Here is a 22,935-nt window from a genome sequence, read left to right as displayed (position 1 = left end):
ACGGGCGGCGACCCGGTAAGGGGTCAGGCGAAGACCACCGTACGGCGCCCGTTCAGCAGGATCCGGCGCTCCGCGTGCCACTTCACCGCGCGCGCGAGCGCCTGGCACTCCACGTCCCGGCCGATCGCCACCAGCTGGTCCGGGGTCACGCCGTGCCCGACCCGCTCGACCTCCTGCTCGATGATCGGCCCCTCGTCGAGGTCGGCCGTCACATAGTGCGCCGTGGCGCCGATCAGCTTCACGCCGCGGGCGTGCGCCTGGTGGTACGGCTTGGCGCCCTTGAAGCTCGGCAGGAAGGAGTGGTGGATGTTGATGATCCGGCCGCTGAGCTGCTTGCACAGGTCGTCCGAGAGCACCTGCATGTAGCGCGCGAGCACGACCAGCTCGACCCGCTCCTCGCGGACGAGGTCGAGCAGCTTGCCCTCGCTCGCCGCCTTGGTGTCCTTGGTGACCGGAATGTGGTGGAACGGAATGTTGTAGGAGCCGACCAGCTCCTCGAACTCGGTGTGGTTGGAGACCACGCCGACGATCTCCACCGGCAGCGCGCCGGTCCGGGCCCGGAACAGCAGGTCGTTCAGGCAGTGGCCGAACTTGCTGACCATCAGCAGGATGCGCATCTTCTCGTCGGCCCGGTTGATCTGCCAGTCCATGCGGAAGGAGTCACCGATCGCGGCGAAGCTCGCGCGCAGTTTGTCCACGGTGACCGGCTCCTCGGCCGTGAAGTGGACGCGCATGAAGAACAGGCCCGTGTCGTGGTCGCCGAACTGCTGGCTGTCCTCGATGTTGCAGCCGGTCATGAACAGGTAGCTGGACACGGCGTGCACGATCCCCTTCTTGTCCGGGCAGGACAGGGTGAGGACGTACTGGTCGGCCGGGGCGGCGGCGGGCGCGGACTGCTCGTTCATGCACTACAGGTTCCCACACGCGACCCCGGCGACGAGCCGGCGTCCGCTAAGCGGACCGGGTCACGATCCGCAGCACTTCCAGGCTCTTCGGCGGCGTGTCCGGCTCCTCGCCGTCGCTCGCCGCCATCCGCACATGCGCGTCCCGCGCCGCGTGCACGGCCTCCGGCCAGCCCGGGTGGTCGACGTAGGCGGAGACCGGCGCGTCCGGGCCGACCTGGTGCATGATCCGCAGCACCCGCAGCACGGCGGTGTCGACGAGCGCCGCCTCCTGCGAGTCGCGGAAGATGGTGCCGACGTATTTCTCCGCCGACCAGTTGTCCAGCCAGGTGTCCTCCACCAGCCGGTACACGGCGTCGGTGACGTCGCCGTAGCCGTCGACGCCGGCCAGCCAGACGTCCCGCTGGAAGACGGGGTCGGAGAGCATGTGCAGAGCCGACCGCACATGTGTGCGCCAGCGCCACCACGGCATGTCGTTCAGGGGCATGCCGCCCATGGTGGAGGAGCGACGGCCGCGACGGGAAGAGTTCTCCGAACCTTGCACGGTCACCGATCGTACGTTCATCGGTCCGCGCGCCGCAGCGACCCCCGCAATTCACCCGGGAGTCACCTTCCGTCGACCGTGGATCACTCGCGGGTTAGCGGTGTGAGGGAATCGTGCGGGTTCATGACCGGCAGGCCCCGCACCACCAGCACGCCCCCGCTTCCCTCCGCCTCCCCGAGGGCTTCCTCCACGGCCCCTCCCACGGCTTCGCCCGGCCGCCCCGGCAGGGCGACCGCCCTGTCCCTGGGCGCGCTGGCCGTGTGCGCCGCGCTCACCGCCGGATGCGGGGTCCTCCCGTCCGTCACGGGCTCCGCGGACACCGTCAAGGTCATGACCTGGGCACCGCAGGGCACCGATGCCACCAACAAGCCGGGCATGCCGGCGATGGCCCTCGCCTACGCCAAGTGGATCAACTCCCAGGGCGGCATCGGCGGCCGCAAGCTCCAGGTCCTGACCTGCAACGACCACAACAACAGCGTGGACGCCGCCAAGTGCGCCCGGCGCGCGGCCGACGAGGACGTGGTCGCCGTCGTCGGCTCCTACAGCCAGTTCGGCGACTCCTTCCTCGCCCCGCTGGAGAGCGCCGGCATCCCCTACATCGGGGGCTACGGCGTCACCACCGACGAATTCACCGGGATGATGTCCTACCCGGTCAACGGCGGCCAGCCCGCGCTGCTCGCCGGTCTCGGCAGGGCGCTCTCGGGGAGCTGCGGCCCGGTCTCGCTGGTCCGCCCCGACAGCATCGCGGGCGACGAGCTGCCCGCCCTGCTCGACTCCGGCCTGAAGGCGGGCGGGCACCCCGAGGCGCGGGACCAGCTCGCCGCCGAGGATCTCACCGAGTACGGCGCCCCGTCCGGCAGGGCGCTTCGGTACGCGTCCGGTGACGCGCTGAAGGAGGGGTGCGTGGTGCCCGCGCTCGGCGACCGCACGGACACCTTCATGGACTCCCTCCGGCGCGAGCGCGCGGACTACCCGGCGGTGCGGCTCGGCACGGTGCTTGGCAGCGTCGACCAGACGATGATCAACGCGACCGGCGGCTCCTCGGGGCCGTACGAGGGGGCCTACGTCACCGGCTGGTACCCGCCCGCGAGCGACGCCCGCTGGAAGCCGATGAGGCAGGTGATCGACAAGGAGGCGTTCGGCGACAACCGCATCGACCCCGCGGACGCCGGGGTGCAGACCACCTGGATCGCCTACACCGTGCTGAAGGCCGTCCTGGAGAAGATCGGCGACGGCGAGGTCAGCGCCGACTCCGTGCGCAAGACGCTGGACGGCGGCCTGGCGGTCTCCACCGGGGGCCTCACCCCCACCCTGCGCTGGCCCTACGAGGGCAAGCTGGCCTCGGTCGGCTTCCCGCGGATGGTGAACGCCGACGTCACCCTCCAGGTGGTGCGGGACGGCGAGCTGGTCGCGGCCCGCGAGGGCCTCGGCGGGGCCGGCACCGGCACCGGCAGCGACATGACCGGCACGCTGGAGAACGCGGACGTGCGGTAGATCCACGCCCGCGTGCCCGAGCGGCCGCCGGCGGGCCGGGTCAGAGCTGGGTGGGCTGGCGCTGGGTCAGGCCGTACTTCCGGGCGATGACGTTCCACAGCGCCGCCGCCTTGACCTTCTGCTGGCTCGCGGTGCCGCTCTCGCGGTTGCCGGCCTGCGTCTCCCCGGTGGACTTGGCGTGACCCTTGTGGCAGGTCTTCTTGCCGCCGCCCTTGACCTGCTCGGCCCAGGCCGCGTAGTGGTTGTCGGCCGCGGCCGAGGCCTGCCACGCCTTGGTCAGGGCGGTCGTCAGGGCGGCGTTGTCCGGCAGTTTGTCCACGCCGAGCTTGCCGAGCCGGGTGACCAGCTGGCGGCGCTGGCCGGACGCGCCGCGCAGATCCGTGGCGGCCCCGTCGAGGTTCGCGCACTGCTTGACGTCGGCCACCGCCTTGATCACCGCGGCGCGGCTGCTGCCGCTGTCGGCGAGCAGCTTGTCCAGCTCGACCGCCTGGGCGCGCGCCGGGTCGGCGGCGGGCACGGAGCTCTGCGGGGCGGCGGAGGTGGCAGCCACCGTCTTGCTGCCGTCCGTGCCGCCCGAGGAGCCGCCGCCCATGCTGAGCAGCGCGCCCGCGCCCACACCGACCACGACGATGCCGACGCCGACGGCCGCGATCATGGGCGCCTTCGAGGGGCGGCGACGGGGGCGCTCGTCCTGCCCGTCGTCGTAGCGCGTGTACGTCGAGCGGGGCGGGTCGTACGGCGGCTGGTGGGCCTCCGGCTGCTCGACGCGCGGGAGCTGCTGGGTGGAGCCGGCCGGGGCGTCACCGGCCGGGCCCCGGAAGAGGTTGTCGAACTCGGCGGGCGGCCGGCGGTCCCCGCCCTGGCCCTGCCCGGGGTCCTGGCCCTGGGCCTGGTAGGGCGGGATGTACTGGGTGGCCTCGGCGTCGGGCGACGGCGGCGCCTGGTTGCCGGCCCCCAGGTAGCGGGTCTCCTCGCCGGCCGACTCGGGCGGCAGCGCCCCGGCGGTCACCGGGGGTATGTACTGCGTGGCGCCCTCGTCGCCGTGGCCGGCGGACACCGGCGGCAGGTAGTGGGTGGCGTTGTCCGCGGCCGGGGGCAGCGGGGCCGCCTGGCCCGGGGCCGGGTACTGGGTCTGGTGCTGCTGAGGCTGCTGGTCCTGCTGGTGCTGCTGGTGGTACGGGTCCTGAGCTCCGTAGCCCGGCTGCGCCCCGCCGTACGAAGGGGCCGGCGCGCCCTCCGGGGGCAGTGGGCCCGCACCGGACGGGGGCTGGGGCTGGGTCCCCCGGCCGCCGTGGTCGCCCCACTGCTGGGCGGCCGCCGGGGGCCAGCCCTGGCCCTGCGCCCCGGTCTGCGGCGCCTGCTGTCCGGGCCCCCAGGAGCCGTCCCACGCCTGTCCGCCGGCCGGCGTGGCGTTCATGCCCGGCAGCAGGGGCGCTCCTCCGTCGGAGGGCAGCACGATGCCTTCGTGCGCGGGCTGCGCCGAGAGCTCCTCGCCCTGTCCACTCTGCGTCACCGGGACTCCTACCAATGGGGGACCTTGTGAATCGTCGGGCCACGCTACCGGGTCCCCGGAGCCCCTTGCCACGCACCACTGCCCGCGGCCCGCCCGCCCGCGACGGCAGTAACGGAACGGCCCCGCGCGACGCTGTATATGGCACCCGGCGGGTGCCGGGGTGGTGTTCGCCACATGTTCACGTCTGCGCGGGGCCGGTGTTCACGCGGCCTGCTGCAGATCCAGCCGGGCCCCGAACTCCCTCACGACCGCCTCCTCCCGGAAGGGTTCGAGCCGCTGCTGGAGGTCGTCCAGATACTCCGCGCCCCGGTTGGAGCGCAGCGTCTCCAGCAGTTCCACCGCCTTCATGCCGGTGGCGCAGGCCTGTTCGACCTCGCGCTGCTGCACCTGGGCGGTGGCGAGCAGCACATAGCCGATCGCGCGCCGGCGGGCCCGGGAGGCGGGGTGTCCGGCGAGGGACTGCTCGGCGTAGCGCGCGGACTGCTCGGGCTGGCCGAGGTCGCGGTGGCAGTGCGCCAACTCGTCGGCCAGATAGGCCCCGTCGAAGTGCCGGATCCACACCGGGTCGTCCCCGGAGCCGTCGTCGCACCGCTCCATCGCGGAGACCGCCCGCGCGGTCGCGGCGCCCGCCGCGCGCGCGTCGCCGAGCAGCGCGTGCCCCCGCGCCTCGGCCGCGTGGAACATCGCCTCCGCGCGGGGGGTCGCATGCCCGCGTGCGCCCTCCTGCGCGGCGCGCGCCAACTGGGCGATCTCGCGCGGGTTTCCGAGCTGTGCGGCGAGATGGCTCATGGACGCGGCCAGGACGTACCCGCCGTAGCCGCGGTCCCCGGCGGCCTGGGCGAGGCGCAGCGACTGGATGTAGTACCGCTGGGCCAGGCCGGGCTGGCCGGTGTCCACGGCCATGTATCCGGCGAGTTCGGTCAAGCGGGCCACGGCGGCGAAGAGTTCGCGCCCGGTCGACTCGCGGTAGGAGCCCGCGAGCAGTCCGGAGACGACGCTGTTCAGATAGTGCACCAGGACCGGGCGCACATGCCCGCTGCCGAACTGGTGGTCCAGGTCGGTGAGCGCCTGGGTCATCGAGCGTACGGCGGCCACGTCGGACTGGCCCACGCGCGGGCCCGCCTGCCGGGCCACCTGGGCGTCGGGCGCGGAGATCAGCCAGTCGCGGCTGGGCTCGACCAGCGCGGACGCGGCGACCGAGGAGCCGGAGAGGAAGTCCCGGCGCCCCACGTCGCTGCGCCACAGCTCGCAGACCTGCTCGATGGCGCCCAGCACCGTCGGCGAGAACTGGAGACCGACGCCGGAGGCGAGGTTCTTGCCGTTGGCCATGCCGATCTCGTCGATCGTGACCGTGCGCCCCAGCTTGCGGCCGAGTGCCTCCGCGATGATCGCCGGGGCCCGGCCCCGGGGCTGCTGGCCGCGCAGCCAGCGGGCCACGGACGTCTTGTCGTAGCGCAGATCGAGGCCGTGCTCGGCGCCGCACATGTTGACCCGCCGGGCAAGTCCGGCGTTGGAGCACCCCGCTTCCTGGATGAGTGCCTGCAGCCTTTCGTTCGGCTGCCTCGCGACGAGAGGCCTTGCGGCCATGTGCTACCCCCTGCGAACCCCTGGAGCGTGATCTTTCGGAAAGATCACTGCCCAGCTGACATACCGTCAATGCGTGACATGTGCGGTTTGCCGGGTACCGGCTGATGCCAACCCCACTCCTGGCTACCCAACTCACGCCCCGCCTCCTCCCGCGCGCCCCCGCAGGTGCACCCGTGCGCCCCGGACGGGCAGGCGGTGCTCCTCCCCCCGCAGGGCAGGGGCCGTAACTCCGGGTGGGTGCGGGAGTTGAGTGGGGCGTGGAAGAGACGATCGCGGCCGCCGAAGACAGTCAGATTGCCGGGCAGATTCCGCAGCAGCGCGGGGATTCGCCGCAGGAGACAGCCGTGCGCTACGCCGAGGAGCGGCACTGGGACGTGTTCCCGGGAACCTGGCTGGAAGCCGTCGGCGGCATCCCGCGCTGCTCGTGCGGCGAGGCGTCCTGCCCCGCGCCGGGTGCGCACCCCACGCGCCCCGACTGGGCGAACCAGGCGACGGGGAGCGCGACGGTGGTACGGCGGCTGTGGCAGAAGCAGCCGATGGCGTCGGTGCTGCTGCCGACGGGGCGCACGTTCGACGCGCTGTGCGTCCCCGAGACCGCGGGGTTCCTGGCGCTGGCCCGGCTGGAGCGGATGTCGCTGACGCTCGGCCCGGTCGCGCTCTCCCCCGACCGGCGGATGCAGTTCTTCGTGCTGCCGGGCGGCGCGGTGAAGGTGCCGGAGCTGGTGCGGAAGTCGGGCTGGGTGCCGGCGTCGCTCGATCTGGTGGCGCTGGGCGCGGGGGCGTACGTGGCGGCGCCGCCCACGCGGTTCGGGGCGAGGGGGGCGGTGCAGTGGGCCCGGCGGCCGACGCCGGCGAACCGGTGGCTGCCGGACGTGGAGGAGCTGGTCTCGGCGTTGGCGTACGCCTGCGGCCGGGACCGCTGAGGTTCCCGGTTCCCCGTGCCCCCGCCCGGGACGCCCGCCGTAACCTTCATGGCATGACCAACACCGCAGTGTGCATACGGGGGCTCTGGAAGCGGTTCGGGCAGCAGGTGGCTGTCGGGGGGATCGATCTGGAGCTGCCCTCGGGGAAGTTCATCGGGCTGGTGGGGCCGAACGGGGCCGGGAAGACGACCACGTTGTCCATGGTGACCGGGCTGCTGCGGCCGGACGAGGGCACCGTGGAGGTCGTCGGGCACGACGTCTGGCGGGACCCGGTGGCCGTGAAGGCGCGGATCGGGGTGCTGCCCGAGGGCCTGCGGCTGTTCGAACGGCTGTCGGGACGAGAACTTCTCGGCTACACCGGCCGGTTGCGCGGCCTGCCCGGCGCCGAGGCGGACAAGCGGGCCACCCAGCTGCTGGACGTGCTCGACCTGGCCGGCTCCCAGCACAAGCTGGTCGTGGACTACTCGACCGGCATGCGCAAGAAGATCGGCCTCGCCGCGGCCCTGCTGCACAACCCGGAAGTGCTGTTCCTGGACGAGCCGTTCGAGGGTGTGGACCCGGTGTCCGCGCAGACCATCCGGGGCGTCCTGGAGCGGTACACGGCCTCCGGTGCCACGGTCGTCTTCTCCTCCCACGTCATGGAGCTGGTCGAGTCGCTGTGCGACTGGGTCGCGGTGCTGGCGGCCGGCCGCATCCGCGCCGCCGGACCGCTCGCCGAGGTGCGCGGTGAACACCGCACGCTCCAGGACGCGTTCCTGGAGCTGGTCGGGGCGAACGGCCGGCCCGCGGGGTCCGATCTGGACTGGCTGGGCGGCGGGGCGCCCCGATGACGAACCTCACCGGCACCGTCGTACGCCTCAAGCTGTCCCTGCTGCGGGGCGGGCTGCGGCAGTCGCGGGGGCGGCGGGACGCGTTCATCGTCTCCAGCGTCCTCGCGCTGCTGTTCGCGCTCGCGCAGCTGCCCGGCATGATCCTGCTCAGCCGGCAGCCGCACGGCGAGGTGGTCTCCGTGACCGCCACGGCCGTACTGGCCCTGGGCTGGGCCTTCCTTCCGCTGTTCTTCCCGACCGGCGACGAGACGCTGGACCCGACCCGCCTGGTGATGCTGCCGCTGCGGCCCCTCCCGCTGATGCGCGCCCTGTTGGTGTCCTCCCTGATCGGCGTCGGCCCGCTGGTCACCCTGCTGTTGCTGCTCGGCTGTGTGCTGGTGCCGGCGCGGGGCGCGCCGGGCTGGATCACCGCGGTCGTCGCCCTCGTGCTCGCGCTGCTGGTGTGCGTGGCGCTCGCACGGGCCGTGGCCGCCGCCAACGTACGGCTGCTCACCAGCCGGAAGGGCCGCGATCTCGCCGTGCTCAGCGGGCTGGTGATCGCCCTCGGCACCCAGCTCGTCAACTTCACCGCGCGACGGCTCGGTTCGGGCGGTCTCGGGCAGCTGCGGCCGGTCGCGGACGTGCTGTCCTGGGTCCCGCCCGCGTCGGCGGTGGCGGCGGTGCGCTCGGCGAGCGAGGGGGCGTACGGCGTCGCGCTCGCCCGGCTGGCGCTCACGGCCGCGGCGTTGGTGGCCCTGGTCGTCGTCTGGGCGCGGAGCATGACCAAGCTGATGACCACGCCGGACGGGTCCACGCTCCCGGCCGCCGACGCCGGGCGCGCGGAGCGCCGGCGCGCGGGCGGGCTCGCGCGGCTGCTGCCCGCCGGGCGCACCGGCGCGGTCATGGAGCGCACCCTGCGCTACGTGTGGCGGGACCCGAAGACCAAGGCAGCCTGGGTGACCTCGCTGGCGATCGGGCTGCTCGTCCCGGTGTTCTACGCGCTCCAGCACACCGGCTCGGTCTACTTCGCGTGCTTCGCCGCCGGGATGCTCGGCCTCCAGATGTACAACCAGTTCGGTCAGGACACCTCCGCCTTCTGGATGGTGGCCCTGACCGTCTCCGCGCCCCGGGACGCGTACGAGGAGCTGCGCGGCCGGGCCCTCGCGCTGCTGCTGATCACCCTCCCCTACGCCGCGCTCGTCACCGTGCTGAACGTCGCCCTGCTGGACGCCTGGCCCATGCTGCCGCGGGTCCTGGGGATGTCCCTGGCGCTGCTCGGGGCGATGCTGGCGGCCGGGGCGTGGGCGTCCGCGCGGTTCCCGTACTCCATCCCGCAGGAGGGCCTCAAGAGCGTCGTCCCCGGGCAGGCCGGGCTCGCCTGGATCAGCGTCTTCGGCGGGATGCTCACCGCCGCCGTCCTGTGCGCCCCCTTCATCGCCCTCACCGTGTGGCTGGCCCATGGCACGCACGGCGTCGGGCACACCTGGCTGCTGCTGCCCGCCGGTGCGGCGTACGGCGCCGGGATCGCGCTGCTGGGGCTGCGGCTGGCGGCCCCGCGGGCGGCGGGGCGGCTGCCGGAGATCCTGGCGGCGGTCAGCAAGGGGTGAGCGCCGCCGGCCGGGCCGGGCGCTTTCGCCTCGCCCGGCCCGGCCGGGGTGCGTAGGGTACGTGCGGCCCGGAGCCGTGCGGTCGGTGCGGCCGGGAACCGGGACGGGGGTGTCGGGGATGGCGGACGCGACGGTCACCAGACCTGCGGACGACGAGGGGGACATCGACGGCGGGCGGCCCGCGCCGCCGGACCGGCGGGTGTACGCCGTCGCGGGGGCGGTGTTCGCCCTGCTGATGGCGCTCTCCGCGCGCTACGGCTTCCACCGCGACGAGCTGTACTTCCTCGACTGCGCCCGTCACCTCCAGGCGGGATACGTGGACCAGCCGGCGCTGGCGCCCCTGCTCGCCAGGGTCTCGCTGGAGCTGTTCGGGGTCTCGGCGACGGGCCTGCGGCTGTTCCCCGCGCTGGCCGCGGCGGGCACGGTCGTCGTGGGCGCCCTGACCGCCCGGGAGTTCGGCGGCGGGCGGCGCCCGCAGCTGCTCGCGGCGATCGCGACGGGCACCATGCCGGTGCTGCTGGGCAGCGCGCACATCGCCAACACCACGTCGTACGAGACGCTGGCGTGGGCGGCGATCGCGCTGGTGGTCGCCCGGATCGGCCGCACCGGGGACACCCGGTGGTGGCTCGCCGCGGGGGCGCTGGTCGGTGTCGGCGCGGAGTTCAACCACCTCGCGGCGATCTTCGGGGCCGTACTGCTGGCGGCGGTGCTGCTCGGTCCGGCCCGGCGGACCGCGGCCGACCGCCGGCTGCTCGGGGGCGCGCTGATCGCCGTACTGCTGGTGCTGCCGGATCTGTGGTGGCAGTCGCGGCACGGCTGGGCCGTGTTCGAGATGACGCGGGCGCTGAACGCCGAGCACGGCGGCCCGGGGAACATCGTGACCTGGATCGTGGGCCAGCTCGGCATGACCTGCCTGGCGATGATCGTGGTGTGGGTGGCCGGGCTGCGGTTCCTGTGGCGGTCCGCACGACCGCTGTGGCGGAGCCTGGCGATCGCCTACGGCGTGCTGTTCGTGCTGTTCGCGGTGACGACCGGGGCGCAGGTCTACTACCTGGCCGGGCTCTACGTGTGCCTGCTCGCGGCCGGTGCCGTGGCGCTCGACGGGACGCTGTACGCCGGCCGGGAGCGGCTGCGCGGCCTGGTGCTCGGCACCGCCGTCTCCACCGCGGTGTCCGCCGTGATCGTGCTGCCGGTGCTGCCGCCGTCCGACGTCGCCTGGACGTACCGCGTCAGCCCGATCTCCGGGGAGACCCAGGGCTGGCCCCAGCTGGTGGGGACCGTACGGCAGGTGTGGACCGGGCTGCCGGCCGGGCGGCGCGCGCACGCGGTGATCTTCGCGGCGGACTACGGCGAGGCGGGCGCCGTCGACGAACTGGGGCGCGGCACCGGGCTGCCGGCGGCCGTGGGCTCGCAGAACACCGACTGGTGGTGGGGCCCCGGCGACGCGCACGCCACGACGGTGGTGGCGATCGCGCCGAACCCCCGGTACGTCCCCGGGTACGCCGCCGAGTTGCGCCGGTACTTCCGGGACGTGCGCCAGGTGGCGACGCTGTCCGGCCCCGGGGGCGCTCCGAACATCGAGCGGGGCGGGCATGTGTACGTGTGCGAGGGGCCGCGGCGGGCGTGGGGGGAGATCTGGCCGGAGCTGCGGGTGTACGCGTGAGAACCCGCCATTTCCGCGAACTGGCATTCGAAAATACTGCCCCTGCGGATAACACCGCTCATTCGAGTGACACCGCGTCAGGAATGATCGCCGTCCTGGAGGGGATCTTTCTGGCGGGAGGCGGACCGCTCGGGGAAAAACGGTCCGAGGGGGACTGACCCTGAGAGCTCGGGGCTCCGGGTCAGCGCGGGGGAGGACAGGCCCCGGCGCCGCAAGGCGCCGGGGCCCTCTGCCGTCCCGGGGCCGGTCGCGGCTCAGCGCTTGGCGACGAACACATGGGAGGCGATGTCGGCCTCCAGCTCGGCAGCCTCACCGCCACTGCCGACCAGCACCCCGCCGGCCGACTCGGTCACGCTCACCACGGAACCGGGCTGCACACCCGCCCGGCGCAGGGTGTACATCAGCTGCGCGTCCATCTGGATGGGCTCGCCGATACGGCGTACGACGACGGTCTTGCCGTCCGTGCCCGCGTCCAGGTCGGCGAGCGAGACCATGCCCTCGTCCAGGAACGGGTCGGCGCCGTCCTTCTCGCCCAGCTCCTCAAGGCCGGGGATCGGGTTGCCGTACGGCGACTCTGTCGGGTGGCGCAGCAGCTCCATGACGCGGCGCTCGACGGCCTCGCTCATCACGTGCTCCCAGCGGCAGGCCTCCGCGTGCACCTGCTCCCACTCCAGGCCGATCACGTCGACCAGCAGGCACTCGGCGAGACGGTGCTTGCGCATCACGCGGGTGGCGAGCCTGCGGCCCTCACCGGTCAGCTCCAGATGGCGGTCGCTGGCCACGGAGACCAGGCCGTCACGCTCCATGCGCGCCACCGTCTGGCTCACCGTCGGCCCGCTCTGGTCCAGCCGCTCCGCGATCCGGGCGCGCATGGGGACGACGCCTTCCTCCTCCAGTTCGAGGATGGTGCGGAGATACATCTCCGTGGTGTCGATCAGTCCGGACATACGTGCCCCTCGATTACCTCTGCCGGCACCTGGCGCGTGCGCTGGCCTCAACCCAATTCTGCCGGATCCCACCGACAACCGGGTGTCAGCGGTGGGAACGGGGCGGGTTCCCGGGGTCCGGGCAGGTCCGAGCACCGGAACCGGCGGCGGCCGTATTGACACCGCACTGGTCCAGACCGCACCGTGATCCGCGACACAGACGCTGCGAAGGGGCACCGCATGAGCGACGGCACGCCTGCCGACCTGTTCTTCGACGCCGCCATCAACCTGTTGCGACGGCTCAGGGAGGAAGAGGCGGAGGCGATCGAGTCCGCCGGCGCCCTGCTCGCGGACACCGTCGAAAGCGGCGGCCGGCTGTTCGCCTTCGGTGCCGGGCACTCCTCGCTCGCCGCCCAGGACGTCGTCTACCGCGCCGGTGGCCTCGCCCTGATGAACCTGCTCACCGTCCCCGGCGTCGTGGGCGTGGACGTCACGCCCGCCACCCTCGGCTCCGCGCTCGAACGCGTCGACGGGCTCGCGAGCGCGGTGCTCGACACCTCGCCGCTGCGCTCCGGCGACGCCCTCGTGATCATCTCCCTGTCGGGGCGCAACGCCCTGCCCGTCGAGATGGCCCAGCACGCCCGCGCCCTCGGCATCAAGGTGATCGGCGTGACGTCGGTGGCCTACGCGGCGCAGACGACGTCCCGGCACTCCTCCGGCACGTTCCTGAAGGACCACTGCGACCTCGTCCTCGACTCGAAGATCGCGGTCGGCGACGCGGAACTCACCCTCGACACCATCCCGGCCCCCTTCGCCCCCGCCTCCACCGTGGTCACCACGGCGCTGATGCAGGCCGTCCTCGCCACCACCGCCGCCGCCCTCGCCGACCGCGGCATCGAACCCCCGCTGCTGCGCTCGGGGAACGTGGACGGCGGCCACGACTGGAACAGCCGCGTGATGGACGAGTACGGCGACCGGATCTTCTACCGGCGCTGACCCCGCGGCGGAGAGGGCCTAGCGCTCCCGGGTCGCGCCCGCGAGGTCCAGCGCCGCCGCTATCCGCAGCGCCACGTCCTCGGCGTACGACGCGTCGGAGCGCTCGAAGGGGGTGCGCGCGGCGCCGCGCAGGAAGGTCACCACGCCGAGGGTGCGGCCCCGGCTGCGCAGCACCGCGCACAGGGCGTGCACCGCGTCGCCGGGCCACTGCCGGCGCAGCGCCCACTCCCGGGTCAGCTCGGGCGGCACCGACCCGGCCTCCGCGCGCACGCACCCGGAGCGCTCCACGCAGCTCAGCGCCGGATGCCCCGGCTCGTAGCGCACGGGCAGTCCGGCGGCCCCGGTGAGCACGCTCGGGCCCGGCGCCCCGGCGGGGGTGGCGGCGAGCCGGACGAGGCGTACCGCGCCCGCCCCGTCCGCGTCCGGTGTGCGCGGCGCGTCGGCGAGCCGGTCGATCAGGGCGTGGTCGGCGAACCCGGCGAGGGCGTAGTCGAGGTGGACGGTGGCCGCCTCCAGCGGGTCCTCGCACTCGGCGGCGGCGCGGGCCGCGCGGTGCAGCTGCTTGGTGCGGAAGCGCAGCAGCGCGGCCTCCTGCTCGCCCCGCTTGGCCTCGGTGACGTCCACGAAGAGCCAGCCGACGCCGAGCGGCACGGGCTCCTCGGCGAGCGGGGAGGCGAGCGGCAGGAAGGCGTTGCGCCAGCAGCGGCGCCGCTCGCCCTCGGCAGGACCGCGCAGGGTCACCCACACCTCGGCGGGCGCGGGCGGCGCGCCCTCGGCGAGGACATGGGTCAGCGCGGCCTCCAGCTCCTCCACCCCCTGTGCGAGCAGTTCGCCGAGCGGCCGCCCGAGCGCGGACGTGCGCCCTATGCCGAGGGCGCGCGAGGCGTGCGCGTTGACGACTGCGGGGCGCAGATCGGCGTCGACCAGCACGACACCCCACCCGGCGTCCTCGAACAGGGCCTCGCTCAGGGCGATGGACCGCTCCAGGTCGATCTGCGCGTGCACCTCGCTGAAGGCGCAGTACACGCCCGCGGGCTCGCCGCCGGCTCCCCGCACGGCGGCGGACTGGATGCGGACGAGGACCCGGCCGCCGTCCTTGGTCAGCAGCGCGAACTCGTGCACCTGCCGTCCCTGCGCGCGCATCGCGGAGAGCAGCCGGGCCTGGACCTCCTCGGCGTCGGCGCTGCGCACGGCCCATCCGGCGAACCCGTGCCGCCCGACCGCCTCCTCGGCGCTCCAGCCGAGGATCCGCTCGGCCTCGCGGTTCCAGTGGGTGACGACGCCGTCCGCGTCGAAGGCGCACAGTGCCGCGTCCATGCCGTCCAGCAGCGCGGCCAGCAGTTCGGAGCCGCCGGGCTCCCCCGACGCGCCGGGTTCGTCGGGGCCGATTTCATCGGTGGCCCCACTCCGCCGGGAAGCACTCACCTGGACCCCCTGCACGCTGCGTCGGCGCACGTAAGGCGCCCGTTCCGCTCACTGCCCCTCATTCAACTCGAACGTGACTCAGCCCACATCCTGTTCCCTCAAGACGGACCGAATCATTCCCCGGGTCCCGTCACCAGAAGTCGCAGGTCGACCCATTCGTCCCGCTCGCCGTCCAGCACGTAGCGCTCGACCTCCTCGAATCCCCGCCGTACGGCGAACCGCAGTCCGTCGCCGTTCGCCGCCAGCACGCATGTCTCCACGACGCCCGCGTCCAGCGCGCGGGCCCGTTCCAGCGCGTTCCCGAAGATCACCGTCCCGAACCCACGCCGCCGGAATTCCGGCAGCACCCGCGCGATCACGGTCGCCACCCGCTCCTCGCCCACCGGGGGCCGCACGGTCGAGCAGCCCACGAGGACGTCCCCCGCGTAGGCGTTGTCCAGCAGGTACCGCTCCCGGCGCACCCGGGCCTGCGCAGGTGACATGGCGGCGGGCGGCACCACCGCGTTGTGCACGAGCCGCCACTGCTCCAGCATGTGGTCGCCCTCGACCGGGGCCGTCCGAAGATCGGGAAGTTCAGTCACAGCGAGCAGTCCTACCACCGATGCCGCTCGTCCGTTCGGGCGGTCCGGGGGCCCCGGCGGGCGTCCCGGAAAAAACAGTTGAGCCCGCTCCGGCCGGTTCCTAGGCTGTAGGCACACAGAAGGGAGGTGGTTCGGCAGATGTATGCATACCGGACGCGTGAGGTGGCTGCGGGCTAGCGGCTCGTCACCACGCTCAGTGCGGTGCCGGACCGGCACGTGAGAGATACGTGCAGCCGGCCCAATCCCAAGCAGTCACCCGACCCGCGAGCTGCCGGTACGTCCGGCCGGCTCCTCCCCGGAGGAACCCAGCTCGCGGGTCGTCCGCGTTCCCGGGGGCCCTCAGGGGCTGAGGCGGTCGACCCCCCAGGCCCCGTCCGGGCGGGCGGTGTAGCGCAGACGGTCGTGGAGCCGGTTCTCGCGGCCCTGCCAGAACTCGACGGTCTCCGGTACGACGCGGAAGCCGCCCCAGTGCGGGGGCACCGGGACCCGTTCACCCTCGGGATAGCGGGCCTCCAACTCTGCGTACGCGGTGTCCAGTTCGCCGCGCGAACCGATCACCGTGGACTGCGCGCTGGCCCAGGCGCCCAGCTGGGAGCCGTGCGGCCGGGTGCGGAAGTAGGCCGCCGTCTCGTCCCGCCCGGTGCGCCGGACGCCGCCCGTGACGATGACCTGCCGGGCCAGCGGGTGCCAGGGGAAGAGCAGCGAGACGTACGGGTTCGCCGTGAGGTCCCGGCCCTTGCGGGAGTCGTAGTTCGTGTAGAAGACGTAGCCCTCGGTGTCGAACTGCTTCATCAGAACGGTGCGTGAGCTGGGCCGCCCCTCGGCGTCCGCCGTGGCCACGACCATGGCGTTCGGCTCGTAGAGCGTGCCGTGGAGGGCCGCCCGGACCGCATCCTCGAACCAGCGCGCGAACTGGTCCATGGGGTGCGTGGCGAGGTCCTGTTCGGCGAGTCCGTCGGCCCGGTACTGCTTGCGCATCGCGGCGGGGTCGAGGACGGGATCCAGGAGTGGTTCGCGGTCGGTCACGCGGTCATCCTGCCGTACCCGACGGGCCTGCCGGCACCCAGTGTCGTCAAGTCTCTCCAAGGGAGACATAGAGGGTTATCGTGCTGATTCCAGGCCCGTTCAGAGCCGCGCCGCCCGCCCAGCACGAGGAGCCGCCTGATGTCCGACTTCGTACCGGGGCTCGAAGGAGTCGTAGCGTTCGAGACGGAGATCGCCGAACCGGACAAGGAGGGCGGGGCCCTGCGCTACCGGGGCGTCGACATCGAGGACCTGGTCGGCCATGTCTCCTTCGGCAACGTGTGGGGCCTGCTGGTCGACGGCTCCTTCAACCCGGGACTGCCGCCCGCCGAGCCCTTCCCCATCCCGGTCCACTCCGGCGACATCCGCGTGGACGTCCAGTCCGCGCTCGCCATGCTGGCCCCCGTCTGGGGACTCAGGCCCCTCCTCGACATCGACGAGCGCCAGGCGCGCGAGGACCTGGCGCGGGCCGCCGTCATGGCCCTGTCGTACGTGGCCCAGTCCGCGCGCGGGCAGGGCCTGGCGATGGTGCCGCAGCGGGAGATCGACAAGGCCGGGTCGGTCGTGGAGCGGTTCATGATCCGCTGGCGCGGGGAGCCGGACCCCCGGCATGTCGCCGCGGTCGACGCGTACTGGACCTCGGCCGCGGAGCACGGCATGAACGCGTCCACGTTCACCGCGCGGGTCATCGCCTCCACCGGCGCGGACGTCTCCGCCGCGCTCTCGGGAGCCGTCGGCGCGATGTCCGGCCCGCTGCACGGCGGCGCGCCCTCCCGGGTGCTCGGGATGATCGAGGAGATCGAGCGCACCGGGGACGCCCAGGGCTATGTGAAACGGGCCCTGGACCGCGGGGAGCGGCTCATGGGGTTCGGGCACCGGGTGTACCGGGCCGAGGACCCGCGGGCGCGGGTCCTGCGGCGTACGGCGCGGGAGCTGGGGGCGCCGAGGTTCGAGGTCGCAAAGGCGCTGGAGAAGGCGGCGCTGGAGGAACTGCACAACCGCAGGCCGGACCGGGTGCTGGCCACGAACGTGGAGTTCTGGGCGGCGATCATGCTGGACTTCGCGGAGGTGCCGGCGCACATGTTCACGTCGATGTTCACCTGCGCCAGGACGGCGGGGTGGTCGGCGCACATTCTGGAGCAGAAGCGGACGGGGAGGCTGGTGCGGCCCACCGCGCGGTACGTGGGGCCCGGACCGCGGGGGCCGCGGGACATCGAGGGGTACGCGGATATCGCACGATAGCGGGGGTGGCCCCGGCGGAGAGGGTGGCCGGGGGCACGTGGGCGTCCGCGGACCGGCCCCGCCCCGCGGCCGTGGTGGCACCCACCCGGCCAGGGCCTTTCGTCTGGATCAGGCCGGACCCCGCGAGCCCGGCCTGATCCAGACGAGAGGCCTCAGGCCGCGGCCAACAGGCTCCCGTGGTGCCGCTCCGCCACCAGCGGGTGGGCCCGCAGCTTGCCCTTCAGCTCGTTGTAGCCGTACTCGGCGAACAGGGGGTTCGCCGGGTCGGTGGTGACGCCGGGGGCCCGTGTGGCGCCCGGGAAGGGGAGCGGGGCGACCTTTCCGTCCAGGCGCGGGTTGTAGAAGAACGGGACCGAGAAGCGTTCCGTCGCTCCCGCCGGGCTGACCACGCGGTGGTTGGTGGCGAGGAGGTAGCCGTCGGTGGCGACCTCCAGGAGTTCGCCGAGGTTGACGACGAAGGCGTTCTCCAGCGGTGGCACGTCGTGGAAGCGGCCGTCCTCGCGCTGGACCTGGAGGCCGCCGACGCCGTCCTGGAGCAGCAGCGTGAGGAAGCCGTAGTCCTTGTGGGCGCCGACGCCCTGCTCCGCGCCGTCGCCCGCGCTGCCCGGGTAGCGGACCAGCTTGAGGTGCGGGTGGGCCTGGTCGCCGAAGATCGGGTCGTAGAAGTCGGCGGGGGCGCCGATGGCGGTCAGCAGTTCGCGCAGCAGACGCCGGGCGACCGCGCTGAGCCGGTCGATCCAGGCGAGGGCGGCGGTGCGCAGTTCGGGCAGGGCGGCCGGCCACTGGTTGGGGCCCTGGAGCCACCAGTACGGCGGCTCACCGGGACCGGGGACCCGGGCGGGGCGCTCGGCGCCGATGTCCAGCTGGTCGCGCCAGTCCCGGGCGCCGCCGGTGCGTTCGTCGCCGGTGCGCGTATAGCCGCGGAAGTGGGGGGAGTTGACGTTGTCCAGCGCCAGCCGGTCGGCCTCCGGGAGCTCGAAGAAGGCACGCATGGCGGTGCTCAGCGCGTCGGTCTCGGCCTTGGTCACGCCGTGCCCGACCAACTGGAAGAAGCCGACGTCGTGCGCGGCGCTGTGCAGCCGGGCGTGCAGCAGGTCGCGGCTCCGGGGGCCGCGGTCGGCGGCGGAGAGGTCGATGACGGGCAGCTGGGCGTACGACGCGGTCGTCGCGATGTGCGAGGTCATGGTGTGTCCGCAGGGTGTACGGGGCACGGGTGGCCGCAGGGGTGCGCGGCCCCCGGGTGCCGGAAGATGAAGAGTGCAGAGCGCAGAGCGAGTTGGGGGCTGGATCAGGCGACGTGGCGCCGACAGCCCATGCTCGTGACGCGCACGTAGTCCACGTGGCGGCGTCGAACGAGCATCGGAAGCATGCGCCCAGAGTACTGCGCTCACCGCGAGAGGGATGTGGCCCGCCTCACTCCGCCGCCACCGGCCGGGACCCGGCGACGAACGCACGTGGTCGGTGCGGTCAGGCCGCACAAGGCCCTCGGTCACGAGCAGGCCGAGCACCCGCTCGGCCAGGTGCCGCGCGCCGGCCGCCGCTGACCACGGCCCGGCGGCTCAGCCGAGCGACGTCTCCACCAGGGCCGCCCACTGGGCGACCACGCGTTCGCGGCGGGCCGTGTCGTCGGTGAGGACGTTGGCGAGGCCGAGGCCGCGAGCCATGTCGAGGAGGCCCTGGACGGTCTCGCGGACGCCGGCCCGGGACTCGTCGGCGCGCAGCAGGTCGACGGCGATGCGATGGGTCTCGCGGCCGACGCGGGCCTCCAGTTCGGTGACCCGGCCGCGCAGCTGCTCCTCGTTGGAGGCGGCCACCCACAGTTGCAGGGCGGCCCGGAAGAGGGGACCGGTGTAGAGGTCGACCAGAGCGGTGACGACGGCCCGGCGATCGCCCTCCGCGCCGTTCGGGAACAGTTCGCGCAGCGCGCTGGAGCGCTCCTCGGCGACGTACTCGACGGCCGCCGTGAACAGGTCCTCGCGGGTCGGGAAGTGGTGCTGGGCAGCGCCCCGGGAGACCCCGGCGCGCTCGGCGACGACGGCGACCGTGGAACCCGCCCAGCCGTGTTCGGCGAGACAGGCGACCGCGGCCTCCAGGAGCCGCTGCCGGGTGGCCCGGCTGCGGTCCTGCTTGGGCCGCCGGTCGCGGTCCGCCCGTGGCCCGCGGGCGCGGTCCGCCGTCGTGCTCATCTGCTCACACCACCCATGCCGGATCCCGCTTCTCCAGGAAGGCCGTCATCCCCTCCCGGGCCTGGTCTGAGGCGAACAGGCGGGCCGAGAGCGCGGTCAGATCGGCCGCGTCCCGGTCGAACGTTTCCAGCACCCTAGTCGTGAGCAGCCGTTTCGTCTCCGCCAGGGCCTCGGGCGCGGAGCGGCGCAGCCCGTCCAGGACCGGCGCCAGGGCCTCGTCCACGTCCTCGGCGACGGCCGTGAGCAGCCCGGTGCGCACGGCCTCCTCGGGGCCGAAGTGCTCGCCGGTGAGGTAGTGGCGGGCCAGGGCGCGCGGATCGGCGCGCGGCAGCAGCGGCAGCGAGATCACCGCGGGGGCCACCCCGATGCGCACCTCGGTGAAGGCGAAGGTGGCCGCCGCGCCGGAGAAGGCGAGGTCGCAGGCGGCGAGCAGGCCGAGGCCGCCCGCGCGGACGTGCCCGGTGACCCGGGCGAGGACCGGCTTGGGCAGCTCGACGAGCTGCCGCAGCAGCGCGACCAGCGCGTCCGGGTGCGGCGGCTCGCGCAGGTCCGCGCCGGCCGAGAAGGTGTTGCCGGTGTGCGTGAGGACGACGGCCCGTACGTCCGGGTCCTCGCCGCACTCGGCCAGCGCGGCGGCGAGGCCGGCGACGAGGCTCGCGGACAGCGCGTTGCGCGTGCCGGTCGCGTCCAGGCTGAGGGTCTCGACGCCGCGCGTGCGCGAGCGTCCGATGATCGTGGTCATATGCGCTCCCTGAGCTCGCGCCGCAGGATCTTCCCGGAGGCGGCGCGCGGCACGCTGTCGGTGAAGGTGACCTTGCGGACGCGTTTGTACGGTGCGACGCGCTCGGCGACGTGGATCAGCACGTCGTTCTCGGTCGGTTCGCCGCCCCCGGACCGGCGGACGACGAAGGCGTGCGGCACCTCGTTGCCGTCCTCGTCGTAGTGGCCGACGACGGCCGCGTCGGCGATGCCGGGATGAGTGAGCAGCAGGGCCTCCAGTTCGGCGGGAGCCACCTGGAAGCCCTTGTACTTGATGAGTTCCTTCACCCGGTCCACCACGAACAGCCAGCCGTCGGCGTCCACCCGGCCCACGTCGCCGGTGTGCAGCCAGCCGTCCGCGTCGATCAGGGCGGCGGTGGCCTCGGCCCGGCCGAGGTAGCCCTTCATCACCTGGGGCCCCCGGATCAGGATCTCCCCGGTCTCGCCCGCGCCGAGGTCCCGGCCGGGGTCGTCCAGGGCGACGATCCGCATCTCGGTGCCCGCGATCAGCTTTCCGACGGTTCCGGCGGGCGCGTCGTGCAGCCGGTCGAGCGGCACGACATGACTGCCCGGGGACAGCTCGGTCATGCCGTAGGCCTGGCCGATCGGGGGCAGCCCGAGACGCTGCGCGCAGGCGCGGGCGAGGCCGGCGTCCAGCGGGGCGGCGGCGCACAGGACGTACTCCAGGCAGGAGAGGTCGTAGCGGGTGACCGCCGGGTGCTTGGCCAGGGCGAGCACGATCGGCGGGGCGACGTAGAGGCCGGTGATGCGGTGCTTCTCGATCGCGGCGAGGAAGGTCTCCAGGTCGAAGCGGGGCAGCACGACGACCGTGCTGCCCAGGCGCAGGGGCGCGTTCATGAGGGCGGTCAGGCCGTAGATGTGGAAGAACGGCAGTACGGCGAGGATGCGTTCACCGGGCCGGGTCGGCGCGACCGACTGCAACTGGGCCAGGTTGGTGCCGATCTGCCGGTGCGTGAGCATCACGCCCTTGGGCACGCCGGTGGTGCCGGAGGAGTACGGCAGCGCCGCGACGTCCTTAGCGGCGTCGAACGCCGGCTCCGGCTCGGGCGCCGTCGTGCCGAGCATGTCGATCAGCGAGCGGTACCCGGGTGCGCTGTCGCACACGAAGACCTCCCGCACGCAGCCGGCGAGTTCGGCGGCGCGGCGGGCGGTGGGCAGCAGCGGGGAGACGGTGACGAGCCAGCGGGCCCCGCTGTCCCGCAGCTGCTTCGCCAACTCCTCGGCGGTGGCGAGCGGATGGGCCGTGGTGACGGTGGCACCCGCCCGGGTGGCGGCGTAGAAGGCGGTCGGGAAGGCGATCGTGTTGGGGCTGTGCAGGGCGAGGACGTCGCCCTTGCGCACGCCCGCCTCGGCGAACGCGGCGGCGAGCCGCCGGTGGAACCGGTCCAGCTGCTCGTACGTGACCGTGGTCCCGTCCGTGCCGTCGACCAGCGCGGGCCGGTCGCCGAAACCGGCCGCGTGGCCCAGCACGGCATCGTGGATGGGGAGGTCGACGGGCAGGACACTTGCGTACTCGCTGCGGAACACGGTTCCTCCAAGCGGCTGCGTTTCAGTACGACTTGGGCAGGCCCAGACTCTGGTGGGAGACGTAGTTGAGAATCATCTCCCGGCTCACCGGCGCGATACGAGACACGCGCGCGGCCGTTATCAGCGAGGCGAGCCCGTACTCACGGGTGAGGCCGTTGCCGCCAAGGGTGTGCACCGCCTGGTCGACGGCCTTCACACACGCCTCGCCGGCCGCGTACTTGGCCATGTTGGCGGCCTCGCCCGCGCCGATGTCGTCGCCCGCGTCGTAGAGATGGGCGGCCTTCTGCATCATCAGCCGCGCCAGCTCCAGGTCGATGTGCGCCTGGGCCAGGGGGTGCGCGATCGCCTGGTGCGCGCCGATGGGCGTCTTCCAGACGGTGCGGTCGCGGGCGTACTCGACGGCCCGGCCGAGCGCGTAGCGGCCCATCCCGACGGCGAACGCGGCCGTCATGATGCGCTCCGGGTTGAGCCCCGCGAACAGCTGGAGGAGCCCGGCGTCCTCGTCGCCGACGAGCGCCTCCCCGGGCAGTCGCACGTCGTCCAGGACCAGCTCGAACTGCTTCTCGGCCGCCTTGAGTTCCATGTCGATGGGCCGCTTCTGGAAGCCGGGCGCGTCCGTCGGCACGATGAAGAGGCAGGGCTTGAGGCGGCCGGTGCGGGCGTCCTCGGTGCGGCCGACGATCAGTACCGCGTCGGCCATGTCCACCCCGGAGATGAAGACCTTGCGGCCGGTGAGCAGCCAGTCCGCGCCGTCGCGGCGGGCCGTGGTGGTGATGCGGTGGCTGTTGGAACCGGCGTCGGGTTCGGTGATGCCGAAGGCCATCAGCTTCGTGCCGTCGGCGAGACCGGGTAGCCAGTCGCGCTTCTGCGCCTCGGTGCCGAAGCGGGCGATCACGGTGCCGCAGATGGCGGGGGACACGACGAGCATCAGGAGGGGGGAGCCGGCGGCGCCCAGCTCCTCCAGCACGATCGAGAGTTCGGTGATCCCGCCGCCTCCGCCGCCGTGCTCCTCGGGCAGGTTGACACCGAGGTAGCCGAGTTTGCCGGCCTCGGACCAGAGTTCGGTGAGGGGTTTGCCTTCGGCGAGGGTACGGCTGAGGTAGTCGCGGCCGTAGCGGTTGCCCAGGGCGGACACCGCGGACCGGAGTGCTTTGTGCTCTTCGGATTCGATGAGGGTGGTCATGCGCTTCCTCCGCGTGCGGGTTGT

At 73.3% G+C, this 22,935-nt stretch carries 20 protein-coding genes; 7 read left to right on the top strand and 13 right to left on the bottom strand.

The window, feature by feature from the left end; genetic code table 11:
- Window positions 1–23: 23 nt before the first annotated feature.
- Window positions 24–905 (bottom strand): formyltetrahydrofolate deformylase, encoded by an 882-nt coding sequence (purU, locus tag VT52_RS27755; RefSeq protein WP_046420782.1) that lies wholly within the window; start codon window positions 903–905, stop codon window positions 24–26.
- Window positions 906–951: 46 nt separating this feature from the next.
- On the bottom strand, window positions 952–1,452 hold the full coding sequence (locus tag VT52_RS27750) for an SCO4402 family protein (RefSeq protein ID WP_079175317.1): 501 nt from the start codon (window positions 1,450–1,452) through the stop codon (window positions 952–954).
- A gap of 117 nt (window positions 1,453–1,569) precedes the next feature.
- On the opposite strand from VT52_RS27750, the gene VT52_RS27745 reads away from it, so the two are divergent.
- Window positions 1,570–2,940: an ABC transporter substrate-binding protein gene (locus tag VT52_RS27745; RefSeq protein ID WP_206306618.1), complete on the top strand. Its 1,371-nt coding sequence runs from the start codon at window positions 1,570–1,572 to the stop codon at window positions 2,938–2,940.
- A gap of 40 nt (window positions 2,941–2,980) precedes the next feature.
- Here VT52_RS27745 and VT52_RS27740 read toward each other — a convergent pair whose 3' ends face one another.
- Together VT52_RS27740 and VT52_RS27735 are read right to left on the bottom strand one after the other, a co-directional pair.
- Window positions 2,981–4,453: a hypothetical protein gene (locus tag VT52_RS27740; protein WP_046420775.1), complete on the bottom strand. Its 1,473-nt coding sequence runs from the start codon at window positions 4,451–4,453 to the stop codon at window positions 2,981–2,983.
- A 201-nt stretch (window positions 4,454–4,654) separates the two neighbouring features.
- Window positions 4,655–6,040, bottom strand: a complete 1,386-nt coding sequence (locus VT52_RS27735) for an NsdA family TPR-like regulatory protein (protein WP_046420773.1) — start codon at window positions 6,038–6,040, stop codon at window positions 4,655–4,657.
- A gap of 257 nt (window positions 6,041–6,297) precedes the next feature.
- Here VT52_RS27735 and VT52_RS27730 point away from each other — a divergent pair, with 257 nt between their 5' ends.
- The 4 genes from VT52_RS27730 (at window position 6,298) to VT52_RS27715 (ending at window position 11,042) form a co-directional block, all read left to right on the top strand.
- Window positions 6,298–6,963, top strand: a complete 666-nt coding sequence (locus VT52_RS27730) for a bifunctional DNA primase/polymerase (RefSeq protein ID WP_046420771.1) — start codon at window positions 6,298–6,300, stop codon at window positions 6,961–6,963.
- Between the two features lie 53 nt (window positions 6,964–7,016).
- Window positions 7,017–7,793 carry an ABC transporter ATP-binding protein gene (locus tag VT52_RS27725; RefSeq protein WP_046420769.1) on the top strand — a complete coding sequence of 259 codons (777 nt, stop codon included), beginning with the start codon at window positions 7,017–7,019 and terminating at the stop codon, window positions 7,791–7,793.
- Window positions 7,790–9,379 carry a hypothetical protein gene (locus VT52_RS27720; RefSeq protein WP_046420767.1) on the top strand — a complete coding sequence of 530 codons (1,590 nt, stop codon included), beginning with the start codon at window positions 7,790–7,792 and terminating at the stop codon, window positions 9,377–9,379. The genes VT52_RS27725 and VT52_RS27720 overlap by 4 nt, the downstream gene beginning before the upstream one ends.
- Window positions 9,380–9,497: 118 nt before the next feature.
- A complete protein-coding gene (locus VT52_RS27715; protein ID WP_046420764.1) occupies window positions 9,498–11,042 on the top strand; it encodes an ArnT family glycosyltransferase in 1,545 nt (514 codons plus the stop codon).
- A 254-nt stretch (window positions 11,043–11,296) separates the two neighbouring features.
- Here the strand turns inward: VT52_RS27715 and VT52_RS27710 are convergent, their stop codons facing one another.
- Window positions 11,297–11,989, bottom strand: coding sequence for an iron-dependent transcriptional repressor DtxR (locus VT52_RS27710; protein ID WP_046420762.1), 693 nt, complete (start codon window positions 11,987–11,989; stop codon window positions 11,297–11,299).
- A gap of 219 nt (window positions 11,990–12,208) precedes the next feature.
- Here VT52_RS27710 and VT52_RS27705 point away from each other — a divergent pair, with 219 nt between their 5' ends.
- On the top strand, window positions 12,209–12,964 hold the full coding sequence (locus tag VT52_RS27705) for an SIS domain-containing protein (RefSeq protein WP_046420760.1): 756 nt from the start codon (window positions 12,209–12,211) through the stop codon (window positions 12,962–12,964).
- An 18-nt stretch (window positions 12,965–12,982) separates the two neighbouring features.
- On the opposite strand, the gene VT52_RS27700 is transcribed toward VT52_RS27705, so the two are convergent.
- From VT52_RS27700 to pdxH, 3 genes are all read right to left on the bottom strand, one after another.
- A complete protein-coding gene (locus VT52_RS27700) occupies window positions 12,983–14,389 on the bottom strand; it encodes a PAS domain-containing protein (protein WP_046420844.1) in 1,407 nt (468 codons plus the stop codon).
- Window positions 14,390–14,502: 113 nt separating this feature from the next.
- Window positions 14,503–14,970 (bottom strand): GNAT family N-acetyltransferase, encoded by a 468-nt coding sequence (locus VT52_RS27695; RefSeq protein ID WP_338059207.1) that lies wholly within the window; start codon window positions 14,968–14,970, stop codon window positions 14,503–14,505.
- Between the two features lie 339 nt (window positions 14,971–15,309).
- Window positions 15,310–15,996: a pyridoxamine 5'-phosphate oxidase gene (pdxH, locus tag VT52_RS27690; RefSeq protein WP_046420756.1), complete on the bottom strand. Its 687-nt coding sequence runs from the start codon at window positions 15,994–15,996 to the stop codon at window positions 15,310–15,312.
- 138 nt (window positions 15,997–16,134) lie between these two features.
- On the opposite strand from pdxH, the gene VT52_RS27685 reads away from it, so the two are divergent.
- Window positions 16,135–17,235 carry a citrate synthase 2 gene (locus VT52_RS27685; protein WP_046420754.1) on the top strand — a complete coding sequence of 367 codons (1,101 nt, stop codon included), beginning with the start codon at window positions 16,135–16,137 and terminating at the stop codon, window positions 17,233–17,235.
- 152 nt (window positions 17,236–17,387) lie between these two features.
- On the opposite strand, the gene VT52_RS27680 is transcribed toward VT52_RS27685, so the two are convergent.
- The 5 genes from VT52_RS27680 to VT52_RS27660 form a co-directional block, all read right to left on the bottom strand.
- Window positions 17,388–18,419 (bottom strand): isopenicillin N synthase family dioxygenase, encoded by a 1,032-nt coding sequence (locus tag VT52_RS27680; RefSeq protein WP_046420752.1) that lies wholly within the window; start codon window positions 18,417–18,419, stop codon window positions 17,388–17,390.
- Window positions 18,420–18,794: 375 nt separating this feature from the next.
- Window positions 18,795–19,421, bottom strand: a complete 627-nt coding sequence (locus VT52_RS27675) for a TetR/AcrR family transcriptional regulator (protein ID WP_046420750.1) — start codon at window positions 19,419–19,421, stop codon at window positions 18,795–18,797.
- Window positions 19,422–19,425: 4 nt separating this feature from the next.
- Window positions 19,426–20,163 carry an enoyl-CoA hydratase family protein gene (locus VT52_RS27670; protein ID WP_046420748.1) on the bottom strand — a complete coding sequence of 246 codons (738 nt, stop codon included), beginning with the start codon at window positions 20,161–20,163 and terminating at the stop codon, window positions 19,426–19,428.
- Complete coding sequence (locus VT52_RS27665) at window positions 20,160–21,728, bottom strand: 4-coumarate--CoA ligase family protein (protein ID WP_046420746.1); 1,569 nt, start codon at window positions 21,726–21,728, stop codon at window positions 20,160–20,162. Before VT52_RS27665 ends, VT52_RS27670 begins: the two co-directional genes overlap by 4 nt.
- A gap of 22 nt (window positions 21,729–21,750) precedes the next feature.
- Entirely contained in the window at window positions 21,751–22,911 is a 1,161-nt protein-coding gene (locus tag VT52_RS27660) for an acyl-CoA dehydrogenase family protein (protein WP_046420744.1), read from the bottom strand.
- Window positions 22,912–22,935: the final 24 nt, after the last annotated feature.

This window comes from Streptomyces malaysiense, from assembly GCF_000980885.2.
GTDB classification, from domain to species: Bacteria; Actinomycetota; Actinomycetes; order Streptomycetales; family Streptomycetaceae; genus Streptomyces; species Streptomyces malaysiense.
The sequence above is the reverse complement of the archived record's forward strand: the minus strand, read 5'-3'. Positions and strand labels throughout refer to the sequence as shown.

Bases quoted from the DNA above. Each gene is read 5' to 3' on its own strand.
- purU (WP_046420782.1), bottom strand. From the start codon at position 905: ATGAACGAGCAGTCCGCGCCCGCCGCCGCCCCGGCCGACCAGTACGTC.
- VT52_RS27745 (WP_206306618.1), top strand. From the start codon at position 1,570: ATGACCGGCAGGCCCCGCACCACCAGCACGCCCCCGCTTCCCTCCGCC.
- VT52_RS27735 (WP_046420773.1), bottom strand. From the start codon at position 6,040: ATGGCCGCAAGGCCTCTCGTCGCGAGGCAGCCGAACGAAAGGCTGCAG.
- VT52_RS27725 (WP_046420769.1), top strand. From the start codon at position 7,017: ATGACCAACACCGCAGTGTGCATACGGGGGCTCTGGAAGCGGTTCGGG.
- VT52_RS27720 (WP_046420767.1), top strand. From the start codon at position 7,790: ATGACGAACCTCACCGGCACCGTCGTACGCCTCAAGCTGTCCCTGCTG.
- VT52_RS27715 (WP_046420764.1), top strand. From the start codon at position 9,498: ATGGCGGACGCGACGGTCACCAGACCTGCGGACGACGAGGGGGACATC.
- VT52_RS27710 (WP_046420762.1), bottom strand. From the start codon at position 11,989: ATGTCCGGACTGATCGACACCACGGAGATGTATCTCCGCACCATCCTC.
- VT52_RS27705 (WP_046420760.1), top strand. From the start codon at position 12,209: ATGAGCGACGGCACGCCTGCCGACCTGTTCTTCGACGCCGCCATCAAC.
- VT52_RS27685 (WP_046420754.1), top strand. From the start codon at position 16,135: ATGTCCGACTTCGTACCGGGGCTCGAAGGAGTCGTAGCGTTCGAGACG.
- VT52_RS27680 (WP_046420752.1), bottom strand. From the start codon at position 18,419: ATGACCTCGCACATCGCGACGACCGCGTCGTACGCCCAGCTGCCCGTC.
- VT52_RS27675 (WP_046420750.1), bottom strand. From the start codon at position 19,421: ATGAGCACGACGGCGGACCGCGCCCGCGGGCCACGGGCGGACCGCGAC.
- VT52_RS27670 (WP_046420748.1), bottom strand. From the start codon at position 20,163: ATGACCACGATCATCGGACGCTCGCGCACGCGCGGCGTCGAGACCCTC.
- VT52_RS27660 (WP_046420744.1), bottom strand. From the start codon at position 22,911: ATGACCACCCTCATCGAATCCGAAGAGCACAAAGCACTCCGGTCCGCG.